This window comes from Kamptonema formosum PCC 10802, from assembly GCF_000332335.1.
Lineage (GTDB): Bacteria > Cyanobacteriota > Cyanobacteriia > Cyanobacteriales > Oscillatoriaceae > Oscillatoria.
This window is the reverse complement of record NZ_KB235948.1, coordinates 1,848,371-1,871,246: the sequence shown is the minus strand read 5'-3', so window position 1 is coordinate 1,871,246 and position 22,876 is coordinate 1,848,371. Positions and strand designations below refer to the sequence as shown.

16 protein-coding genes are annotated in these 22,876 nt (G+C 54.5%); 14 read left to right on the top strand and 2 right to left on the bottom strand.

Going from position 1 to position 22,876, the window contains the following annotated elements:
• Positions 1-49: 49 nt before the first annotated feature.
• The 10 genes from OSC10802_RS0107975 to OSC10802_RS0107935 all read left to right on the top strand — a co-directional run bounded on the left by OSC10802_RS0107975 (position 50) and on the right by OSC10802_RS0107935 (position 11,688).
• Positions 50-1,441: a UDP-glucose dehydrogenase family protein gene (locus tag OSC10802_RS0107975; RefSeq protein ID WP_026098272.1), complete on the top strand. Its 1,392-nt coding sequence runs from the start codon at positions 50-52 to the stop codon at positions 1,439-1,441.
• A 325-nt stretch (positions 1,442-1,766) separates the two neighbouring features.
• On the top strand, positions 1,767-1,970 hold the full coding sequence (locus tag OSC10802_RS49160) for a hypothetical protein (RefSeq protein ID WP_155967449.1): 204 nt from the start codon (positions 1,767-1,769) through the stop codon (positions 1,968-1,970).
• A gap of 73 nt (positions 1,971-2,043) precedes the next feature.
• Positions 2,044-2,772 carry a hypothetical protein gene (locus tag OSC10802_RS0107970; RefSeq protein WP_017716265.1) on the top strand — a complete coding sequence of 243 codons (729 nt, stop codon included), beginning with the start codon at positions 2,044-2,046 and terminating at the stop codon, positions 2,770-2,772.
• Positions 2,773-2,989: 217 nt separating this feature from the next.
• Positions 2,990-4,288 carry a hypothetical protein gene (locus OSC10802_RS0107965; RefSeq protein WP_017716264.1) on the top strand — a complete coding sequence of 433 codons (1,299 nt, stop codon included), beginning with the start codon at positions 2,990-2,992 and terminating at the stop codon, positions 4,286-4,288.
• 257 nt (positions 4,289-4,545) lie between these two features.
• Positions 4,546-5,256, top strand: a complete 711-nt coding sequence (locus OSC10802_RS0107960; RefSeq protein WP_026098271.1) for a sigma-70 family RNA polymerase sigma factor — start codon at positions 4,546-4,548, stop codon at positions 5,254-5,256.
• A gap of 2 nt (positions 5,257-5,258) precedes the next feature.
• Positions 5,259-6,032 carry a DUF1822 family protein gene (locus tag OSC10802_RS0107955; protein WP_017716262.1) on the top strand — a complete coding sequence of 258 codons (774 nt, stop codon included), beginning with the start codon at positions 5,259-5,261 and terminating at the stop codon, positions 6,030-6,032.
• A gap of 177 nt (positions 6,033-6,209) precedes the next feature.
• Entirely contained in the window at positions 6,210-10,259 is a 4,050-nt protein-coding gene (locus OSC10802_RS39175; RefSeq protein WP_017716261.1) for a CHAT domain-containing protein, read from the top strand.
• 530 nt (positions 10,260-10,789) lie between these two features.
• Positions 10,790-10,936 carry a hypothetical protein gene (locus OSC10802_RS49155; protein ID WP_155967448.1) on the top strand — a complete coding sequence of 49 codons (147 nt, stop codon included), beginning with the start codon at positions 10,790-10,792 and terminating at the stop codon, positions 10,934-10,936.
• A 24-nt stretch (positions 10,937-10,960) separates the two neighbouring features.
• Positions 10,961-11,206, top strand: coding sequence for a UPF0175 family protein (locus tag OSC10802_RS0107940; protein WP_017716259.1), 246 nt, complete (start codon positions 10,961-10,963; stop codon positions 11,204-11,206).
• Positions 11,203-11,688, top strand: coding sequence for a PIN domain-containing protein (locus tag OSC10802_RS0107935; protein WP_017716258.1), 486 nt, complete (start codon positions 11,203-11,205; stop codon positions 11,686-11,688). The genes OSC10802_RS0107940 and OSC10802_RS0107935 overlap by 4 nt, the downstream gene beginning before the upstream one ends.
• A 487-nt stretch (positions 11,689-12,175) precedes the next feature.
• Here the strand turns inward: OSC10802_RS0107935 and chrA are convergent, their stop codons facing one another.
• On the bottom strand, positions 12,176-13,345 hold the full coding sequence (gene chrA / locus OSC10802_RS0107930) for a chromate efflux transporter (protein WP_017716257.1): 1,170 nt from the start codon (positions 13,343-13,345) through the stop codon (positions 12,176-12,178).
• Positions 13,346-13,499: 154 nt separating this feature from the next.
• Entirely contained in the window at positions 13,500-14,354 is an 855-nt protein-coding gene (locus tag OSC10802_RS0107925) for an LmeA family phospholipid-binding protein (RefSeq protein ID WP_369797059.1), read from the bottom strand.
• A 235-nt stretch (positions 14,355-14,589) separates the two neighbouring features.
• Here OSC10802_RS0107925 and OSC10802_RS49150 point away from each other — a divergent pair, with 235 nt between their 5' ends.
• The 4 genes from OSC10802_RS49150 (at position 14,590) to OSC10802_RS0107905 (ending at position 22,819) form a co-directional block, all read left to right on the top strand.
• Entirely contained in the window at positions 14,590-14,916 is a 327-nt protein-coding gene (locus OSC10802_RS49150; RefSeq protein WP_155967447.1) for a hypothetical protein, read from the top strand.
• Positions 14,917-15,193: 277 nt separating this feature from the next.
• A complete protein-coding gene (locus OSC10802_RS39170; protein WP_017716254.1) occupies positions 15,194-17,044 on the top strand; it encodes a WD40 repeat domain-containing protein in 1,851 nt (616 codons plus the stop codon).
• 197 nt (positions 17,045-17,241) lie between these two features.
• Positions 17,242-17,676, top strand: a complete 435-nt coding sequence (locus OSC10802_RS0107915) for a DUF29 family protein (protein WP_017716253.1) — start codon at positions 17,242-17,244, stop codon at positions 17,674-17,676.
• Between the two features lie 1,690 nt (positions 17,677-19,366).
• Complete coding sequence (locus tag OSC10802_RS0107905) at positions 19,367-22,819, top strand: hypothetical protein (protein ID WP_017716251.1); 3,453 nt, start codon at positions 19,367-19,369, stop codon at positions 22,817-22,819.
• Positions 22,820-22,876 lie beyond the last annotated feature (57 nt).

Genomic DNA, 22,876 nt, shown 5'->3' with positions numbered 1-22,876 from the left:
CTCCCAACTACCCCTTTATTCGCTTTATTGTTTTTGAGGATTCACCCCTATGCGTGTTTGCGTCATTGGTACTGGATACGTTGGCTTAGTCACCGGCGCTTGTTTGGCTCATGCGGGCCACCATGTGTTCTGCATTGACAATAATGAAGAAAAAATCCGGTTGATGAAGTCGGGACAGTCTCCGATTTACGAACCCGGACTGTCGGAAATTATGCAGTCTGCTGCGGCGGCGGGCAATCTGGAGTTTACTTCGGATTTGGCTGCCGGTGTGGCTCACGGGGAGATTTTGTTTATTGCGGTGGGAACGCCGGCGCTGCCTAATGGTGAAAGTGACACCCGCTATGTGGAAGCAGTCGCTAAGGGGATTGGCGCTCACTTGGACGGAGACTACAAGGTGATTGTCAATAAATCGACAGTGCCGATTGGTTCGGGTGACTGGGTGCGGCGGATTGTGATTGACGGGATTGCCGAACGCCAAAAAGCTAAGGCGGGCAACGGTGGCGTCAGCGGCGAGGAAGCTGCTGCCAAGATTGGGGCGGACTTTGATGTGGTGAGCAATCCGGAGTTCTTGCGGGAAGGTTCTGCGGTTTACGATACGTTTAATCCGGACAGGATTGTGCTGGGCAGCAACAGCACCAAAGCGCTGGGGATGATGAAGGAACTTTACGCTCCTATTATTGAGCGCAAGTTTGGGGAAGACAAATCTTTGCCGCCGGTGCCGGTGGTGCTGACAGACCTCAGCTCTGCTGAGATGATTAAGTACGCGGCGAATGCGTTCTTGGCGACTAAAATTAGCTTTATTAATGAAGTTGCCAATATTTGCGATCGCGTGGGTGCGGATGTGACGCAGGTGGCTCTGGGCATGGGTCTGGATTCGCGGATTGGCACGAAATTCTTGCAAGCCGGTATTGGCTGGGGCGGTTCTTGCTTCCCGAAAGATGTTTCGGCGTTAATTCACACGGCAGACGATTACGGGTATAATGCGCAACTGATGAAAGCTGCTGTGGAAGTTAACAAACACCAGCGTTTAATTGCAATTGAGAAGCTGCAGCACGAGCTGAAAATACTGAAGGGTAAGACTGTTGGGCTGTTGGGTCTGACGTTTAAATCTGATACGGATGACTTGCGCGACGCACCGGCACTCAATATCATCGAGCAGCTGAATCGTCTGGGAGCGAAGGTTAAGGCTTACGATCCTATTGTATCGCAAACCGGCATCGGTCAGGGGCTGTCTGGGGTGATTGTGGAAGGGGATGCTGAGCGGCTTGCTGATGGTTGCGACGCGCTGTTGCTGGTGACGGATTGGCCGCAGTTCCGCAATCTCGACTATGCTAAAATGGCGAAGTTGATGGGTCATGCGGTGATCATTGACGGGCGCAATTACCTGGATCGGGAGGCGCTGCAAGCTGCCGGTTTCCGGTACGTCGGGATTGGGCGGTAGAACCGCACCCCCCAACCCCCTCCCCGCACGGGGGGAGGGGGAGTGAGAGGGGATTTTAGCCTTTGGTTAGGACGTAGGACAGGCGTCTCGCCTGTCAAGCGAGACCTTGAGGGCAGGCGAGACGCCTGCCCTACGCCTATACTTCGTAGGAATTGCGTTCCCTCCGATCGAGCGAGACCTTGAGGGCAGGCGAGACGCCTGCCCTACGCCTATACTTGGTAGGAATTGCGTTCCCTCCGATCCCAGTGTCCTAATCTAACTGGCTACTGCTATATCCGAAGCCATTAGCAGATATTTCGAGTGAACCCGCCCCCACCGGCAGACTTTGCAGAGCAAACGCGGTGTGGGGGCGGGGGACATGGGACAGGGGGGGACAGGCGTCCCGCCTGTCCTACGTCGGGATGGGTTGGGGACCGGCGATGGGACAGGTGGGATGCCGGTCCAAAGTCGGGATGGGTTGTGGACAGGGGGGACAGGGGACAGGGGACAGGGGACAGGCGGGACGCCTGTCCTACGCCTGGATTGTTAAGTTTTTTATCTCTTTTGTATAAATCGGGGGGAGCAACCCGATACCTGTTTAACGAGCGCATGGAGATGCCTTTATGAGCAGGTACTATACGCCCCTTCCCGTCCAACCAGAAAGAGTTTGGTGGAAATCGCCGGCGATTGTTGCAGCTGTGGTTTTGGCGGTTGCGGTTGTGGGAGGGAGTCTGGCGGTGGAGTTCACCACTCAGCCGGTTATCCACATTCGGGCTGATGACAATTCGGAATCGGCGGCGGGTTACGTTAAGGAGCGAAGGGCTCACTGTCAAGCCGGCACTCACAATTATAAACCGGGGGACACGGTTCTGCTGATTCCTTTTGCTGACCGGCCTGTCCTCTCTAAGGATATCACTGTTTTTAACAGTTTGTCTCTTTTGGGCGAGTGTCAGAAGACTGAGCGGGAAATCCGCAATAAGCAGCCGGGGACTTCTCTGATTTTGTTGCTGGAGCGGATTAATGCGGCTATCCAGGAACAGCGGGACAAGAAGAATCTCAATCCTACAGTGGCTACTATTTTAATTGATGATGCGGAACCTGGTCCTGGTCAGCCGGCTCTCGATTATAACCGCGTTCAGGCGCTGGTGGATGAGATTGGGGAAAAGCGGGGGGTTGTGGCGCTGATGGTTCCCTCTGGGAGGTTGCAAGAGGCGTTGGAAAGTCATTTGCAGGGAAGGGCGAGCGTTTGTCTGCTGAATCCGGGTAAGGATGAGAGCGAGGTCCGGCAATCTGTTGTGCCTTGTGTTGATTCGGCTTTTGAGAGAGCTCGCCGGTTGCGGGGGAATCAATAATTTTCGATTGGGTGCGGGGCACCCCACCCCCGGGAGAAGAGAGAGATTTTTTTGGGGAAGGCTGCATAATTTTATTCCCCTTACCGATTAAATTTCACAAGCGATATTCCTCGTTCCCAGGCTCTGGCTGGGAACGAGAGCAGGGAGGCTCTGCCTCGATTTGATACGGGTGCGTCGAGTTGATACGGGCTCACGATATTATGGGAAGGTAAAGACAATGACTGCATCTATCCATTCTACCACCGGCAGCCGCAACCTGGGTTGGGCATCTGTGATTAGCTGGATGTTCCTGCACCGAGAACTGATTGAGCGCCTGCCTCAACAAGTCCGCGCTCAGATGAGCGAATGGGAGAAGAAATATGCGGAATCGGAGGAGGCTAATGTCCGCATTCAGGATTTGGCTCCTTCGGCTCACCGGCAGCCTTCTCCGGAAATGAAAAAGGCTTGTAATATTGTGGTGGCGGCGATGAGTGCTCTGGCGTTCAGTGCGGGGGCGCAAATCCTCACGTCTCGCTTGGGGTATTTGAGTCTGCCGGCTTCTCTGGGGATGGGGAGTTTGGCGGGGGTTCTGGCGGATACTAAGGCGACTCAGGTGATGGCTCGCGGGCGTCGCAAGCGCAACACTCAACAAGCTCTGGATGATATTGTCAGCCAGCAGCGAGCTAATCCGCCGGTGAATGAACTCTCTGAACTATTCTATCACACAAAAACGAGTTTGGTGCTGCAAGTTGAGGGGAAAAATTTGCAAAATCAGTCGCCTCTGGATTTGGGGCTGGCTGTGGGGCTGAGTGGGGCGGAATATGCGATGTCTTTGGGGATTGTGATGGGGTTGGGTTTGCCGGGAGGGGTGCTGTTTAATGTGATTGCGGCGAGTTTGCCGGTGGCGATGCTGTGGACTGCGGCTTCGATTCAGAGCGAGTGCTTTGAAATGCCGGAACATGACCGGGATTTGATTGAGAAGTACCTGCCCTATCCTGTGGGTGAGCTGGAACCTGTGGAGCTGAATAAGCTGGTTTCGATTGATGAGGAAATTGCGGATGCTCAGCGGGAGTGGGAGTGGGAAAAGGCTCTTGATGAGCGCCGGGAAAAGTTTGTGCGGGAGGGGGATTCCAGCGGGCGGCTGAAAAATTGGGCGATGGCTGAGGCGGATTTCAAAATTGTCTGGCTGGGTGAGGAGAAGCTGAAGTTGCAGAAGGAGTGCGAGCAGCTGATTGAGCAGCGTTTGTTTAAGTTTAAGGCGGATTTGGCTAAGTTGCCTGAGCGTTTTAAAGCGCCGGCGGGGACTTTTTCGCCGCAGCAAGTGGCGGAGTATAAGATGCGGTGGGTGGCGGAACAAACGGGCAAGCTGCGGGATGCTGTGGCGGAAGAGCTGAAGTGGGTGAATTTCAAGTATAGTAATAAGATTAAGCGGTGCGAGGAGGGGATTGCCGGCGCTCAAGAGGTGTATGCTGAAGCTTGCCGGTGCTGGGAGGAAGAAAAGCGGAATTCTCAGCGGGATTTCGGGGATGCGGCGTAGGTTTGTAGTTGGGCTTTAGCCCAAAAGGTTCGTAGTTGGGCTTTAGCCCAAAAGGCGGGTGCACAGGCGAGACGCCTGTGCTACGTCTGCGCACCGGCGGGTGCACAGGCGAGACGCCTGTGCTACGTCTGAGAAAGGTCTTCCAGTGGACAGGCGCGACGCCTGTCCAACGTCTGTGTAAATTTTTGTTAAAATGGAAGAGGTGCCGGCTTTCTATGTTATATTACGAGCATTCCTTTTTGGCAGTATGTGCTTTTATGGGCAATCAGGATGTGGATGGGCTGCTCAAGCAGCTGATCCAAAAAGCAATCGCGCAAGAGCCGGAAAGTCCAGGGCGAAAAGCAGATGTGGATCGCATTATCGGTCTGGCTGAGCAGCTACCTGGTATCCTCACTGAACAGCGTCTTGACGCCGGGTTGCGTGTCTATTATTATGACGCTCTCAAGCGTACAGAAAAGAGCCTTTACAGGACGATCCAGAAGTTTCCCCAGACTTACAATCTGGAGCTGGCTGAGGCGCAGTCTGAGCTTGTCAGGAAAAAGTTTGTTAACTGGTACAATCTGATTCTGAAGCGGGATTGCATTGACTTGTGGCGGGAGCGAAAAAATCGACCGAAGACGGTTGAGCTAGATCGCCCCATTGGCGAGGATGGGGATCTGGTGGGAGACATTATAGCAGATTCCGACAATCCGTCTCCGCTGGAGAAGGCGATTCAAGAAGAAAATAAGCGCTTTTGGCTTGAAAAATGTCTGCCGGAATTAGAAGATTGCGCCTCGGAGGAATATCCCGCGTGTAACTGCGGGGAAATTTACCGCCGGCGGATTGGGACTGAGCCGCCGGAGAAATGGAAGGATATCGCCAAGGCGTTGGGCGTTGAACAAGGGACGATTACAGCGCACTGGCATAGGAGGTGCAAGCCTCTGTTAAGGAGAATTGCTGAGAAATTTAGAGATAAACTGGAGGACTAGCTATGAACGGGACAGATACCTATAACCTGACAATCCCTCTGGGAGAAGAAGCGCGGGCGCGGGCGCGGAAGTTTGCGGCGGAACAGGAGACGGAGGAAAAACAGCGGCAGGTGTATTATAATACTCTGGCGGTGTGGGCGGTGAATAGTTTTGTGCTATCCCTGAACTATGAAACGGATTTATCGGCGGGGGAGAGCTGGAATCCTGTTATCAGGATCTTCCATGATGTGGCGGATTTGACTCTTCCGGATTTGGGGAGGTTAGAGTGCCGGCCATGTTATAGTGGGGAGACGGAAATATCTCTGCCGGTGGAGGTGACAGAAGACCGGCTCGCCTATGTGGCGGTGCGGTTTGAGGGGCGCTCTGACGAGAAGGCGCAGCTGTTGGGATTTATGCGAGCGGCTGATGTGCCGGTGCCGGCTATTATCAAGATTGAAGAGCTAGAGGAGATTGAATCTCTGCTGGACTATCTGTTTAGGCTGGAGTCGGGGATAGAGGCGGTGCGTGAGTCAGCGGAGGGGAATGAAAAGGTGCAGGAGTTGCTAGAAGCGACTTCGATATCTGAGATAATTGCCCAGTTCGAGCGCATCTACCGGCTGGAACGTAAATATAAATGGCGGGGGAAGGGGGGAGATGTGGTTCTCTCTGGCGGGGTGAGTGCCGGTGGGGTTGTCCTCAAATCCACCAAGATTGATCAGAATGCGAAAATTGCGGCGCAGGATTTAGCCGAAAGTCTGCTGAAGAAGTTGGTTGAGATTTGGGGAGATCCTGAATAAGTTGATGTGGGGGTGGGGTGGGGAGATGAATTTTTAACCGCCCTGAAGAGAGCCGGCATAAAAAGTTGCCGGCAGCCGATACTAAATAAAGATGAACCTCACCCCCTAGCTCTCTGTGCGAGAGCGGGGAAGCGTAGGGGGTAGACATAAACAGCACGATTCACCGAGAGAAAACAAATGGACGAACAGCGCCAACAAGACTATCTCAATCTTATCCAAGCCTTACTCAACTGTCGCAGTTGGGAAGAAGTTGGTGACAGCCTAAATGCCCACCAAAACCTGATTGATGAGGGCTTGGTGCGAGTGATGGAACAGGTGGCAGCTTGGCTGGCGCAACAGGGCGAGGGGAGCCGGGCTGAATTTTTAACGGATGTTGCTCGCCGGCTAGCAGCATATATCAGCAATTCCGCAACTGCAGCACTCCGAGAAGAATATCTCGCGTTCTTGTGTGAGGTACTCCAAGCCACCCGCGACAACAATGCTAATCAGAAAGTGGTGTACCCGCTGCTTTCTGCCAACCAGGACAAACTGAATGACACCTTGGCTGAACTGTTCGCAAGTTGGGGAGCAGAGATTCTGTCGGAAGCTGAGCCAGAACAAGCCCCAGCCTACGCAGCAGTTTTTGGCAATTTCAGCTACCTAATTGCGCAGTTTCCCTTGGGCAACAGAGCCAGCAATCTGGAGATGGCGATTGCCGGCTACTATCTCGCTCTGCGAGTCTTCCCCCGCGACGCCTTCCCCCAAAATTGGGCGACGACTCAAAACAATCTGGGGAGTGCTTACAGTAACCGCATCAAGGGAGATAAAGCCGAGAATCTGGAACTGGCAATCGAGTGTTACGGGCAAGCCTTGCAGGTACTCACCCACGACGCATTCCCCCAAAATTGGGCGGCGACTCAAATCTGTCTGGGGATTGCTTACTGCAACCGCATCAAGGGAGAAAAAGCCGAGAATCTGAAACTGGCAATCGAGTGTTTACAACAAGCCTTGCTGGTAATAAGCCGCGACGCATTCCCCCAAAATTGGGCGATTACTCAAGACAATCTGGGGGATGCTTACAGGCACCTCATCAATGGAGATATAGCCGAGAATCTGGAACTGGCAATCGAATGTTACGGGCAAGCGTTGCAGGTATATACCCGCGAGGCATTCCCCCAAGATTGGGCGACGACTCAAAACAATCTGGGGGTTGCTTACAGGGACCGCATCAAGGGAGATAAAGCTGAGAATCTGGAACTGGCAATCGAGTGTTACGGGCAAGCGTTGCAGGTATATACCCGCGAGGCATTCCCCCAATATTGGGCGAGGACTCAAAACAATCTGGGGATTGCTTACCGTGACCGCATCAAGGGAGATAAAGCCGAGAATCTGGAACTGGCAATCGCGTGTTTCCGGCAAGTGTTGCAGGTATATACCCGCGAGGCATTACCCCAAGATTTGGCGGCGACTCAAAACAATCTGGGGTGTGCTTACAGGGACCGCATCAAGGAAGATAAAGCCGAGAATCTGGAACTGGCAATCGAGTGTTACGAGCAAGCCTTGCTGGAATACACCCGCGACGCCTTCCCCCAAGAATGGGCGACGACTCAAAACAATCTGGGGAGTGCTTACCGTGTTCGCATCAAGGGAGATATAGCCGAGAATCTGGAACTGGCAATCAAGTGTTACCAGCAAGCCTTGCAGGTATACACTCGCGACGCCTTCCCCCAATATTGGGCGACGACTCAAAACAATCTGGGGGTTGCTTACAGGGACCGCATCAAGGGAGATAAAGCTGAGAATCTGGAACTGGCAATCGAGTGTTACGGGCAAGCCTTGCAGGTACGCACCCGCGACGCATTCCCCCAAGATTGGGCGACGACTCAAAACAATCTGGGGATTGCTTACAGGGACCGCATCAAGGGAGATAAAGCTGAGAATCTGGAACACGCAATCAAGTGTTACGGGCAAGCCTTGCAGGTACACACTCGCGACGCCTTCCCCCAATATTGGGCGATGACTCAAAACAATCTGGGGGTTGCTTACCTGTACCGCATCAAGGGAGATAAAGCTGAGAATCTGGAACTGGCAATCGAGTGTTACGGGCAAGCCTTGCAGGTACGCACCCGCGACGGATTCCCCCAAAATTGGGCGGCGACTCAAGACAATCTGGGGAGTGCTTACCTGTACCGCATCAAGGGAGATAAAGCCGAGAATCTGAAACAGGCAATCGAGTGTTACGGGCAAGCCTTGCAGGTACGCACCCGCGACGCATTCCCCCAAGATTGGGCGGGGACTCAAAATAATCTGGGGAATGCTTACAAGGAGCAAGGACAAATTAAAGAAGCGATTCAGTGTTACCAATCCGCCCTAACAATCTACACTCCTGCCACCTTTCCGCTAGATTGCCTCAGAACTGGGCGCAATTTTGGCGATATGGCTTTCACCGCAGGGCGATGGCGAGAAGCGATTCAGGGGTACGAACCGGCAATCGATGCGGTGGAAGAAAGTCGCTCCCAGGCAATGTCAGACGAGCGCCGGCAGGAAATCTTCAGCGAATCTATTGACATCTATCAAAAGATGGTGCAAGCTTGCATCAACACCGGCAATCTGGAAAAGGCATTTGAATATGTCGAGCGCTCCCGCTCCAAGCTCCTGGTCGATTTGATGAAGAGTAAAGACCGCTACTCCAACGGGGAAATTCCCCCTGAAGCTGAGCGACTGCTGGAGGAGTTTCACAAAAAGCAGCGGCAAATCGACCAACTGCGGGGCATGAATGACACCAGCACGCAGCGGGAAATGGCATCAGCCACCCGCAGTCGCGCTAAATTCAAGGAAACCAACGCAGAAATTTTAGCTTTAGAGGGAGAAAAGCAGGGCATTTGGCAACAGCTGCGCCGGCTCGATGCGGTGCTGGCGGGTCAAATTAAGGTCGCCACGCCAGATATCGCCGCCTTGCAGCAGCTGATTCACGATGACAAGACGGCTCTCCTCAGTTTCTACACCACTGCTAGCGACACTCACATCTTTGTCCTGCGGAAAAACCTGGTTGATTGCCACACCTGTGCCGGTCAAGGGATAGAGACATTGCAACACTGGATTTACTACAACTGGTTAGTTCCCTATGTGAACAATAACCAGGCATGGAAAAAGAACATTAGCGGGTTCCTTGGGGAACTTGCCAGCCGGCTCCAACTGAATGACCTAATTGCCCGTCACCTGCAAGGGATAGAAGAACTCATCCTTATCCCTCACCTGTACCTGCATCTGATTCCTTTCGCCGGCATGCCGGTTGAAGTTCCCCCCCAACCCCCCCTTAAAAAGGGGGGGCAAACGGAATATCTAGGCGATAAGTTCCTCATCCGTTACGTTCCCAGCTGTCAAGTCCTGGAGTTTTGCCACAAGCGCCCCCCTGCAGAACGCCCCGTCGCGTCCTTAAAATATGGTATCGTGGAAAATCCTACAGAAGACTTGCCCTCCGCCAGTTTTGAAGGCGATCAAATCGCAAGGCTGTATCAGGTTCCCGATGAGCGGCGTTTGCGGGGCCGGCGCAATGCAACTGTCGCGGAATATCGCCGGCTCGTCAAACAAGTGGAAGGACTTGTCTCCAGCCACCACGCCCAATCCCGCCTGGACAATCCCCTAGAATCCGTCCTCATATTGGGAGATGGTTTTATCACCTTGGGAGAACTCCTCACAGCCGGGTGGCGGGTTCCGGATTTGCACGATGTCTTTCTTTCCTGCTGCGAAACGGGAATAGGGTTGACAAAAGATTTGACGGATGATATCCTGACAATAGGATTTGGCTTTTTGTGTGCCGGCGCGAGGAGTGTGGTGAGCACGCTCTGGTCGGTAAACGACCTGGCCACGTCCCTGTTCTCTCTGTTTTACCACCGGCACAAGCAAAACCTACCTCGCCCCGAGGCGTTGAGACAGGCGCAACAGGACTTGCGCACTCTTTCGGGAAGCGAGCTGGCGGCTAAATACGAGCCGGTGCTTTCGCCTTTGCTCGACAAGCACCTGCAAGAGGCTGAGGAGGAATTAGAGCGGGCATCCGCCGCTTATGATAAAGCGAAAAAAGAATCTCCTGAGGCGGTGGAGGAGTTGCAAAAGGAGTACGATCGGTGCTATGATAAGCAGCAAAAGGTGGAAATAACTCAGAGCCAGTTGGAGACAGCTTGCACTGAGGAATTTCCCTTTTCTGATTTCTTCTACTGGTCAGCTTTTACTTGTCAGGGATTGCGGTGAGACTCGCAAAGGTTCGTAGTTGGGCTTCAGCCCAAAAAGGTTCGTAGTTGGGCTTCAGCCCAAAAAGGTTCGTAGTTGGGCTTCAGCCCAAAAAGGTTCGTAGTTGGGCTTTAGCCCAAAAAGGTTCGTAGTTGGGCTTCAGCCCAAAAAGGTTCGTAGTTGGGCTTTAGCCCACCCCCAAATGGCCACACCGGCGCGGAACCCACCCTACAAGCTGCATCGTTCGAGCTCCGAGGTCCATCATCCGAGCTCCGAGGTCCATCATCCGAGCTCAGAGGTCCATCATCCGAGCTCAGAGCTCCATCATCCGAGCTCAGAGGTCCATCGTTCGAGCTCCGAGGTCCATCATCCGAGCTCCGAGGTCCATCATCCGAGCTCCGAGGTCCATCATCCGAGCTCTGAGGTCCATCGTTCGAGCTCCGAGCTCCATCGTTCGAGCTCCGAGGTCCATCATCCGAGCTCAGAGCTCCATCATCCGAGCTCAGAGCTCCATCGTTCCAACCCACCGGCACATCAGGCGCTCAAAACAGATGCCGGTGGGTTCCACCCACGCCCACATCAACCGTGCCGGTGGGTTCCGCCCCAGCGCTACAGTCTGCGCCCAAATGCCAACTCAGGGGCGGAACCCACCCCACACCGGCTTTCTTGCAACCGCCCCCTCCCAGATAGTGTTATAATTCACAAAAAAGTTCTAAAAAAATATGAGCGTAGTCATTTCCGATGACATCCTCCAGGCAGCAGAGATGTCAGAAAGCGAATTCATGCTAGAAATTGCCATCCTGCTATTTCAAAAAGATAAAATCAGCATCGGCAAAGCTTCTCACCTAGCTGGAATGAACTTAATTGAGTTCCAGCGCGAAATTGCTAGTCGCGGAATTTGCATTCACTACGATGTTGAAGAGTTTCAAGAAGACCTCAAAACCCTGCGCAAACTGGGAAGACTGTGATTGTAGTCAGTAACACCTCACCCATTACTAACCTGGCAGCGGTAGGACAGCTGAGTCTGTTGCAACAACTTTACGAAAACATTGTTATTCCCCAAGCAGTCTACGATGAAATGGCTGGCTTAGGCTATACAGTGCCAGGTACTGTGGAAGTGCAAACACTATCCTGGATTCAGACTCAGCAGGTCAGAAACTTTACCCTCGTAACAGAACTGCAGAGAGAGCTAGACAAAGGTGAGGCTGAAGCTCTTGTTCTGGCGGTAGAACTGGGGGCTGACGCTCTCCTTATGGACGAGCGACGTGGCAGAAGAGTTGCATCCCGCTTTGGACTCAATGTAATTGGGCTATTGGGAGTCCTCCTTGAAGCTAAACACAACGGGTTGATTTCCGCAGTCAAACCAGTGATGGATGTTTTGATTGATCGGATAGGCTTCCGGATTAGCAATCAACTGTACAGCGATATTTTACACTCTGCAGGAGAATAGTTTGCTAATCCCCGGCAAATTCCACCGGCACATCAGGCGCTCAAAACAGATGCCGGTGCGTTCCACCCACGCCCACATCAACGGGAGCATCCCATTTTTGTAATCCCCCTCACCCCCCTCACCGCCCACACAAGGGGCTACAGTTTATACATATCTTGGGTATATGACTCCAGCACTCGCCCCTCACCCCCCCAACCCCCCTCTCCCACAAGGGGAGAGGGGGGAGAAAGAGGTTCGTACAACTTTATAGAAAATTGGGATCAGAGGGATTTCTGTATAAGCCGTAGCCCACAATGGGAGAGGGGAGAATTCTTGATTTTTCCCCCCTCTCCCGACCTGGGAGAGGGGGGTTAGGGGGGTGAGGGTGACAGTCTTTGCTTTAACGGGATGCTCCCCACATCAACCGTACCGGTGGGTTCCGCCCTAGCGCTACAGTCTGCGCCCAAATGCCCAGTCAGGAGCGGAACCGGCACGACAATTTCCTCAGTTAAAATAAATTCAAAATCCCACCGGCAATCGCCCCGCCCAAAACCAGCCACGCCGCATTAACGCGGAAGCGAATCGCCACCAAACCAGCAACCGCAGCAATCACAACCGCCCGCCAATCTGTCAGCGTCGCCCCAGCCAATTTCACAGTCACCGCCGCCATTAGCGCCACAGAACTGACATTCACCGCATCCAAAAAAGCCGACGCCCACCGGCTCGCCCGCAAGCGCGGGATCAGGGGATTCAGCCCCGCAACAAACAAAAACGAAGGCAAAAAAATCCCCACCGTCGCCACAATTGCCCCCGCCCAACCGGCAATCACATACCCGATAAACGTCGCCGCCGACAGCACCGGACCAGGAGTGAACTGCCCCATCGCAATTGCATCCAGCAATTGCTGCTGGCTGAGCCAGTGATAGCGGTTAACGAGCTCTCCCTCCAAAAACGCCACCAGCACATAACCGCTGCCAAACAGCACGCTACCCACCTTCAGGAAAACAAGCCCCAGCTGCCACAAAGGCGGAGAAACCGCAAGACTTGCCCCCAGAGGAGTGCCGGTTGCCGCCGCCCCGGAAAAAACTCCTGCTACAATTATAGCAGCATTTTCAGCCGGCGGCAAATTATTTTTATCCCCGGCACGCAGCCAAAGCATTCCCAGCAAACCCCCCAAGAAAAGCGCCGCAACTTCATTGATCCCCAACAGTACAGCCGCCGCCACTCCCACCGCCACCGCCAGGAGTTTGCGGTTTTTGACAGCCGTTTTTCCCAGCCGCCAGACAGCCCCGAGGATCACTGCCAGAACTGCCGGTTTAATGCCATATAATAGAGGGGAGACTTGGGGGAGAGAGCCGGCGGCGACATAAACCCAGGCAAAAGCAACCGTAATCAAAACAGCCGGCAGGATAAAACAAACCCCCGCCGCGAATAGCCCCAGCCAGCCGGCGTGCATGTAGCCGACATGGATAGCCATTTCTGTTGAATTTGGCCCTGGAATTAGGTTCGTTGCGCCCACCAAATCCAGGAATTGCTCTCGTGTCAGCCACCCGCGCCGGCGGACCACCTCATCCTCCATCATAGCAATGTGCGCTGCCGGTCCGCCAAAGCCAATCGCGCCCAATTTGAGAAAGACTTTCGCCAGTTCGCCCAGCCGGTTTGGTGCCAAGGAATTCATGCGGTTTGCTGCCGGTTGCCCTACAAAACGATGATTATACCGCCATTTTACGTCAATTGGGCTAAAGCCCAACTACGAACCTTTTCAAGGCAGAGCCTCCCGACTTTCGCTCCCAAGCTGAGCCTGGGAGCGAGGTTGATTTCCTGTGAAGCCCTTAGGGATTGCGGGGGAAGTGATCGATTTGAGCGTAACCGCTGAAAATCAGCTTTTTCCCTTGGGTTTCCAAGCGATTCAGCCGCATCATCACCCCATCGAGATCGAAGCGATCGAGATCCACCATATTATCTAAAATCTGCGCCAGTGCCGCAGCTAGAGTTCTAGAGGTTTCCCGCAGGGATTCCGGTACGGCATCCGCTTCAAATTGCGGATCTTTAAACAAAATCCTGCGCCGGCGCTCAATAGCGAGCGTAACCGTCAGACAGATTGGCACTATACTGTTATTGGGCAATTCCGCTTTCGCCGAGATGCGCAGGCGGTTTTGGGGGAGCAATTGCACTTGCACCTCCGGAAAGGAAACCGGTGCGCCGCCGGTGAGTTCCGTGAGTGCCGGCAGGTCAAGATTTCGCAGGCGCTTAGTAACGAGTTCCGCTTTAAAAGACTGGTTGATGCCATCCTCACACAGGATGACTTCAGCAACAGCTTGAGTGGGTTGCTTGAGACGAATTTTGCCGCTGAGAATAGAGCTAAAGTCCAGAGCGACGGCATCGGTTTCAAACGACATCTTTTCCACCGGAAAATCCCGGCGAATGACGAGTCCCCGACCGTTCATTTTGAAGCTGTCGATGCTGCCTTGCAAGAGTTTGCTGCTCGGATTGCAGCGGATAACCACCTCCACGCCGTCACACTGCGAAAACAGGTGGCGAATGGATTGGCTGGCGACAGTGTTGAGCATGCGCTCACCCCAATCTGAGCCAGAGGGGGCTGTTGAGCCGGTGAGATTCCCAAACATGCGGTTTCTCGTTCCCAGAAGTTCTTGTTCTTTTGTAACAAAATATGAAGATATCAGCAAATCCCCCTCCGGGCAGAATTGGCACACTCCTCTGGCACAGCCCGTCCAGGTAGAGGGTGAGAGCGGCTGAACCCCTTGCGGAGTGAGCCTTTCAGCAGCCGGTGGCGCGAAAGGAGCCCGCCGGCCAGCCCCTGTCAAGTTTCAGCACTTGCTGACAAATCTCTCAAAAAATCAGCGTTATTGATTGCGCCCCCCGCAATGCCCCACTCCTTCAGTTTGAACTAAAACGCTCGCTATGTCTAGGTTTCAGGGGTTATTTCCGTTAAGAATATCTGATATAACCGTTCAGGAATCGGAATGTACGGCAATCCGCACCACCGGCTTCCCTCAAAAGGCGCAGGACCGGCGTTCCCTCCGACCTCTAGCCGGAAACGAGGAAAGACGCAGGACCGGCGTTCCCTCCGACCTGCTGCCGGTTCGCAAGGCGCAGGACCGGCGTTCCCTCCGACCTGCTGCCGGTCCGCAAGGCGCAGGACCGGCGTTCCCTCCGACCTGCTGCCGGTCCAAACAACCTCTGCCTCCCCACACCCCGCCGCACAAGAAAGAAAATCGCTCCGCTTGACTGACCAACCCGCAAAAGTAAATATTAAGAAACCTTGCAAAATCCTTCCCTAATTCAAATAGAGTGCTAGGATTAAAAGTAAATATATCGGGCTGATTGCGCCGGTGTTTCAGGAGTTTTGTCAGCCAGTCAGGACAGGACCTTTGCTAGCTGGGCGACAGTTTGCTTTTTAGCGCCCCCAGAAAGCCCCTGAACCTTTTGGGCAATCTCACCCCGACACAGCGGGGAGACTTTTCCCTCGCGCCCCATAAACTCAATAGATTGGGAGGTTCAGGCAATGCTGCGAGAACACTCAGAGCAGAAGGAAACCCCCTTGTTGCGCCCTTTAACAGCCAGTTTGAGAGCAGCCGGCGCAACCTTACTAAACACTCTCACAGGTCATGCCGGCGCAGTCACAGCTGTGGCGCGCACTCCAGACGGGACACGGGTGATTTCTGCTTCAGATGACATAACTCTCAAAATTTGGCATCTGGAAAACGGAGAAGAACTTTTCACCCTAAAAGGTCATACCGACTGGGTGCGAGCCGTCGCCGTCACCCCTGATGGCACCCGAGTGATTTCCGGTTCAGATGACGGCACTCTCAAAGTCTGGAACCTGGAAACAGGAGAAGAGCTAAACACCCTAAAAGGGCATACCGACTGGGTGCGAGCCGTCGCCGTAACCCCCGACAGCAAGCGAGTGATTTCTGGCTCCTCTGACAGCACAATAAAAATCTGGAATCTGGAAACCGGCGCAGAACTAAAAACCCTCACCGGCCATATTGGGCCAGTACGCGCTTTAGCCGTCACCCCAGATGGAAAGCGGCTGATTTCCGGTTCATTTGACCACACCCTGAAAGTCTGGAATCTGGAAACAGGAAAGCCACTCAACACCCTCACCGGCCATCCCGACACCGTGCGAACAGTTGCCCTCACCCCAGATGGCTTTTGGGCGATTTCCGGTGCAGCTGACGGCACGATAAAAGTCTGGGATCTGAAAGCCTTCAAGGGACTTTTCACCCTAAAAGCGCACAGCGACACAGTACGCTCTCTGGCAGTCACGCCAGATGGCAAACGAATCATTTCAGCTTCAGACGACCGCAGTATCAAAGTCTGGAATCTGGCAACCGGCAAGAAACTTTTCACCCTCACCGGCCACACCGGCACAGTGCGATCTGTGGCGCTCACCCCAGATGGCAAACGGATAATTTCTGCGGCTTCTGACAGAACGATAAAAGTGTGGAATCTAGAAACCGAAAAGAAATGTATCACGCTCGCGAGTCACACTGATAAAGTGCTGGGCGTAGCGGTGACATCCGATGGCAAGCGGGTAGTTTCTGGCGCATTTGACAAAACGCTCAAAGTATCCAGTCTGGAAACCGGCCAGCAACTTTTCAGCCTGAAAGGTCACACCGGCGAAGTGCAAGCAGTAGCGGTAACTTCAGATGCCAAGCGGGCGATTTCAGGTGCGAGAGACTGCACGCTGAAAGTCTGGGATTTGCAAACTGGAAAGGAACTAAATACCCTTGCCGGTCATTGCGGATGGGTGCGCTCTGTAGCCGTCACCCCAGATGGCAAGCGGGCGATTTCTGCCTCCCTCGACGAAACGCTCAAAGTCTGGGATTTGCAAACCGGAAAGGAACTGTTTACCCTAAAAGGTCACACAAACTCGGTACAGGCGGTGGCTGTCACCCCAGATAGCAAGCGGGCAATTTCGGCTTCAGTTGACAAAACGCTCAAAGTCTGGGATTTGGAAACCGGAGAGCACCTTTTCACCCTGTTTGGGCACACCGGCACAGTGCGCGCCGTCGCAGTCACTCCAGATGGAAAGCGGGCGATTTCCGGTTCGTCGGACCAAACGCTCAACGTCTGGGATTTGGAAAACCGCAAGAAACTTTTCACACTTGCCGGTCATACCGGCAGGGTGCGAGGAGTGGCGATTGCACCGGATGGAAAGCGGGTGATTTCCGCTTCAGAAGACAGCACGCTCAAGGTGTGGGATTTGTCAAGCCGGCAGGTGATTGCCAGTTTCACCGGCGCAGATGCCCTGTGGTGCTGTGCGGTTGCGCCGGATGGGGTGACGGTGGTTGCCGGTGAAGCCTCAGGACGAGTGCACTGCCTGCGATTGGAAGAAACCCCGCACGCATAGCGCGGCTCAACATTGGGCGCTGTCGCGTATCAAGAAACCAGGTTTCTTAAAGAAACCTGGTTTCTGGCACAAACGGATAATCTAGATAGATTCGCGCACTCTCTTGCCGCCGTGCCGTGCCGTGCCGGTGGGGAGACGATAGCTGTAACTTCACCTAGAATAGACCTTAGCCCAGTCCCACTATTGAGTCATTGATTATGGAAGAATTATTCACTCTCAAAGACTTGCTGCTCAAAGGTGATATCTCAGGGGCGCTGGTTATCGTTGAAGAACTCGAAGAAATGAGCCGCGACGACAAAATTAGTAATGTGGGCAGCTATGCCGTGATTCTCCTGCTGCACCTGATTAAGCAGCAAGTCGAAAATCGCACAACTCGCTCGTGGGAAGAATCAATTGAAAATTCCGCTTGGGAAATTCAGAAAAAGAATAAGCGTCGCAAAGCCGGTGGTTATTACCTCAACCCAGAAGAGTTGCGCCAAGTCCTAGAAGAAGCTTACCCGAGAGCGCTTAAAAAAGCGTCGCGAGAGGTTGAAGAAGGTCGTTATAATGCGGCGACGCTGGAAACTCTGGTCAACCGAGAAGACATCTTGAATCGCGCTTTGGCTTTGATCTCGCCAGAAAACCCATCCTAGCCCAACAGGGCGCTTCCCACTCAGCGCCAGCCCCCCGACGCGCTCGCTTAGCCGGCGGCAAGCTGCACGAACAGTCCATCAAGGTGTGCCCGTCTCAAGACGATTTGCACCTCCCGCTGACCTATCCGGTCAGCAGCATGCTTTTGGACAGCGGGGGCAGCAGTCTGGAATTCCTGAAGCGATACCGCCGGCTGCCCTACCAGCATACCGAGCCAGACTGGTTCATTACAGTGCGTGGGGTGGGGTCAGCGGTGTCACGGGGCGCTCGAGCGACTTGTGCACTCTCTTTTACCTACCCTTTTGGCTGGCTACTGTGTTTTACTGGAAGTAAGCGTGCTTTATGGGGTCCCAGACGCCGCTGCATCAAGAGTCAGCAAAAAAAACAGCCAAATAAAAACTCGGCTGGCCGTCCTGTCTGCGTTGGTGTCTTTGGTCTGGTGTCTTATGGTGTCTTAAGTCCACTTGGTGTCTTAAGTCCTAAGTCCACACCTGTCCTTCCGCTTGAGAAACCGTTCCAAACCGAGAAAAAAAGAAAGTACCCAAAAACTAACACACAAGGCTGCCCTGCTACCAGCTTTTTCTCGGAAGGGTTTCAAAGAGAAGACAAAAACACCAACAAAAGACAGATGGCCACCGGGAGGGAGCAAACCTCAATGGCCACCTCTGTGAATTCCATATCAATTTCATCTCCGTCAAGTGTACCACACTCGAATAAGCCAGCCCCTCATTCGCCGCCAAAATCCCGCGCCGGCACCGTTGAGGGAACCACAAAAACCCCCTGCCCTGAATGCGGGTATCAGGGACGTTTCAGGCCGGCAGCCAGCGTCAAAAGAGCGAGGCGCGGGCGAGTGAGGGAAATTCCCCTTGCGTGCCGGTGGTGCTGTGGCTTTTGCGGCCTGGCTCTTGAGCCGGTGGGGGTGGCCTGCAGTCTGGAATTCCTGAAGCGATACCGCCGGCTGCCCTACCAGCATACCGAGCCAGACTGGTTCATTACAGTGCGTGGGGTGGGGTCAGCGGTGTCACGGGGCGCTGGAGCGACTTGTGCACTCTCTTTTACCTACCCTTTTGGCTGGCTACTGTGTTTTACTGGAAGTAAGCGTGCTTTATGGGGTCCCAGACGCCGCTGCATCAAGAGTCAGCAAAAAAAACAGCCAAATAAAAACTCGGCTGGCCGTCCTGTCTGCGTTGGTGTCTTTGGTCTGGTGTCTTATGGTGTCTTAAGTCCACTTGGTGTCTTAAGTCCTAAGTCCACACCTGTCCTTCCGCTTGAGAAACCCTTCCAAACCGAGAAAAAAAGAAACTACCCAAAAACTAACACACAAGGCTGCCCTGCTACCAGCTTTTTCTCGGAAGGGTTTCAAGGAGAAGACAAAAACACCAACAAAAGACAGATGGCCACCGGGAGGGAGCAAACCTCAATGACCACCTCTGTGAATTCCATATCAATTTCATCTACGTCAAGTGTCCCACACTCGAATAAGCCAGCCCCTCATTCGCCGCCAAAATCCCGCGCCGGCACCGTTGAGGGAACCACAAAAACCCCCTGCCCTGAATGCGGGTATCAGGGACGTTTCAGGCCGGCAGCCAGCGTCAAAAGAGCGAGGCGCGGGCGAGTGAGGGAAATTCCCCTTGCGTGCCGGTGGTGCTGTGGCTTTTGCGGCCTGGCTCTTGAGCCGGTGGGGGTGGGCCAATGAGCTTCACCTACCTCAAAAAGAACTGCCCCATCTGCGCCGGCGCAAGAACCGACTGCCGGCAGTCTGCGGCTGGACTGATTCACTGCCGCGATACAGGAGCCAATCCGCCCGGCTTTACACTCGTAGGAGTTGACAAGATTGGGTTCGGGATGTGGGCGGACTCAGCGCGGATTTCTGCCGCCTCTTTTGAGCAGCGAGAGCAGTGGGGGCGAGAGCGAAAAGTCCAGAAACAGCAGCGCCTCAGAGAGGAGAAACAGCGCCGCGCCGCCGCGCTCACAGAAGGGGAGCGGGACGCTGAGATCCAAAAGATTCTAGCGCAGCTGGATCTCAAACCGGCTCACAGGGAAGACTTGCGCCGGCGGGGACTGTCTGACGCCCAAATTGAAGCCGGTCAATTCCGGTCGGTCAAACGGTGGCAGCGACTCAGGGTATCAGTCCACCCCAAACTTCCCGGAGTAGCGGCCAGTGGTCATAGCCTCACGAACACTGCGGCTGGGTATCTTTGCCCCATACGCAATTACTGCGGTCAGCTAATCGGCTGGCAGCTGAGAGCAGACGGGGGTAAATATCAGTGGCCTTTTCAGCCCCACCTTAGGAACGGGGAATGGCCATTGCAAGTTGCCCGTCCTGTCACTGGCACCGCCACTAAAGTGGGACTAATAGAAGGAACGCTCAAGCCCTGGATCGCTGCTCAGCTATCAGAACAGATAATCCTGGGGGCTGCCGGTGGGCAGTTCCTGCAATCTCGCGAACAACTGCCGGCAGCTTTGCACAACCTCTGCGTTGAGCTCAACACTCCGGAAATAATCCTCTATCCAGACGCAGAGGGAGTCAAAAACCCCCAAGTTTATCAGCGCGACTCCGCCACACTAAAATTCTTGCAATCGCAAGGCTTTGTCGTTAAAGTTGCCAACTGGGGGCAGCTGCTCGACAAAAACGCCCCCGACTTTGACGAACTTCTGGCGGCGGGACGTGCGGGTGAAATTAGCTACCTGACCGCTGAGGCTTTCCTGGCAATGGGTTCCGCCGATTCCGCCGGTGCGGGCAGTGACGGGGAGCCGGACGCGGCAAAATATTTGGAATATCAGCGCTGGCTCGCCGAACAGGAAAAGGTTGAGGAAGCCAAGGCGATAGAAGCAGCCTGGGGGGTGCTGGAATCTGTAGCGGCGAAAGCATTGGCCTGCGCTGATAAGCTGATGCGCCGGTGGGGGTATCAACAGCAGGTGGCAGCTGGCAGAGATTTTGTACAAAATCGCTCGGTGTGGGAGTACACGCCAGGGGCGCGAGAGCAAACTTGGCAGAAGCTAACAGAGCGGGGAGTCAAATACATCCTTGACACCAGCGGGTGCGGGAGTGGGAAAAGTCACACAGCTGGTACAGTACAGCCAGCAGATTTCAATGCCGGTCGGATCGTCTACGTTTCCTCCGAACACCGGAATCCCACCACAGATACTCTCGCTGAGTGGCAGGATTTGGAAGCCCGCCACAATGGACTTTACTGGGACGCCACCGGCAAACTGCGACGCCGGCGGGATGACTCAGATCCGGTGGAGGTGGCCGCGAACTGCGGGCGCACTCGCACTCTGGCCGCCCTGCGTGACAAGGCAATTCCAGGCGCGGACGCGGCGGACACCATCTGCACAAAATGCCCGGATTTTGAGGCGTGTGGCTTCGGTGCGGTTTATGGCTACCGGCACGCTCGCCGCGAGACACTGGAGAGCAAGCGGTTTCGGGCGCATCCGGCATCTCTGCCGGTGCCTGGGGACGCGGCAGAGTGGTACGGCGAGGCCGTACTATTCTGGGATGAATCAGCATCATTCCCGATTTCTCGCCAAATTTCGGTCACGCTGCCAGACATTGAGGGAGCGTGGCTAGCTCTGTTGCAGTCGGAGGATATGGCCGGCAGTGCAGCGTCTGGGGTGGTGGAAAAGCTTCACTGGCTCGCCACGGTTCGAGAAGGCACCGGGCGGTGGGGGTGGGACCTTCACCGCCTGCGCGAAAAATTGGGGTACACGGCTATTGAGTGCGCAAAGGAAGCTGAGCGCCTCGCCGAGATGTTTGCCCCAGATTTGGGCGTCCTGGACATTGAGCGGCAATTTGGTGTCTCCTTGGCTGATTTGCCCGCCGGCGAGCGGAAACGCCTCGCTAAGCGAGATCAGGATACGGCTGAAATCGTCCGCGAGCGCGTGTACAAGCAATGGCTTGTCCCGTTTTCTGGCATTCTCGCCGGCACGGGCGAGGGATACGCTCACTGGCAGGGGCGAACGCTAACCGTGACACTGCCCGACCGCCGGTGTGCGGATATTGCCAAATCAGCCAAAGTTAATGTTATCCTTGACGCCACCGGCAGTGTGGCAGAATGGGCAGCCAAGCTTGGAGTTAGCATTTCGGACATAGCCGTCTGCCGACAGGAGGAATCTGCCCGCGCTGATGTGAAATGGTGTCAAATTGGCGGGATTGGCCGGTTGGGACTCTCCCGCACAGACGGGCAGCACGCACGGGCGCAAAAGGCGATCGCAGAGATTGAGCGCCGGCACCCCAATGCCAAAAGAGAAACGTTTGACTTCAAGAAGTTTGGGTCAGAGGGCGGGTACAGCTGGTTTGTGCACAGTCGTGGCGTTAATGACCTCGAAGACGCTGATGTGCTGATTTTGGTGGGTGCCCCTCAGCCCAATCTTGCGGCTCTAGCCGCCGAGTTCACGGCTATCTATGGGCGCTCGCCGGAACCGGGGGAAGCCAAAATCGAGATGCCGGTGCAGTTAACGAATTACCCGGACGGGATGGCTGTCGCGGTCACCGGCAGCGCAGATGATGACTTCCAGCAATTCTGCCATCAGCGCGTGTGCCATGAGGTGTGGCAGGCTGCCGAGCGATTGCGGGCTTCCCGCCGGCACGGTGAAGCGCTCTACATTTACTTCCTTTCTGAGTACCCTCTGGCGTGGCCGGTGGAGTGGTTGGAGGCGGCGGAATTCTGCCCGGAAGCTGCAGGTCTTGGCGACGTGACTCGCAAGTCTCTCCTCAACTGGATCGCCTCAGCCAAGGATATGGCTATTCAGTCTGCTGCTGCAGCGGTGGGCTGCACTAAAGCTTACCTGTCCAAGCTTGCCTCTGACTGGGGCGGATGGGCCAACTTTGCCCGACTTCTGCGCCTGCTGCTTGATAGTAGAGGCCGGTTAACCAAATCTATAAAAGTCGAAATAGATTTGGTTAACCGGCTTCATCCAGAGGTTGAAAGCCTAGTCAGTGACTGGCTGCGCCTCCTTTTATCTGAGGCACCGGCAGAGGTGATGGCGCAAACTGCGGCCATGTTCGCTGCCTATGGCCATGAAATGTGGCCGGCAATGGTTGCAATGATGCCCTGCCCTGTCCGCACCGGCATCCTCACGCATATCCTGGGCAGTCTGCCCCCGCTCTGGGCGTGCCGGCTTGCTGAGAGTTTAGTTTTGTGAGGGCGTGGGCTTGGCTTAATTTTGGTTTAAATTTGGCTGACCTTGAAACCATCTTGA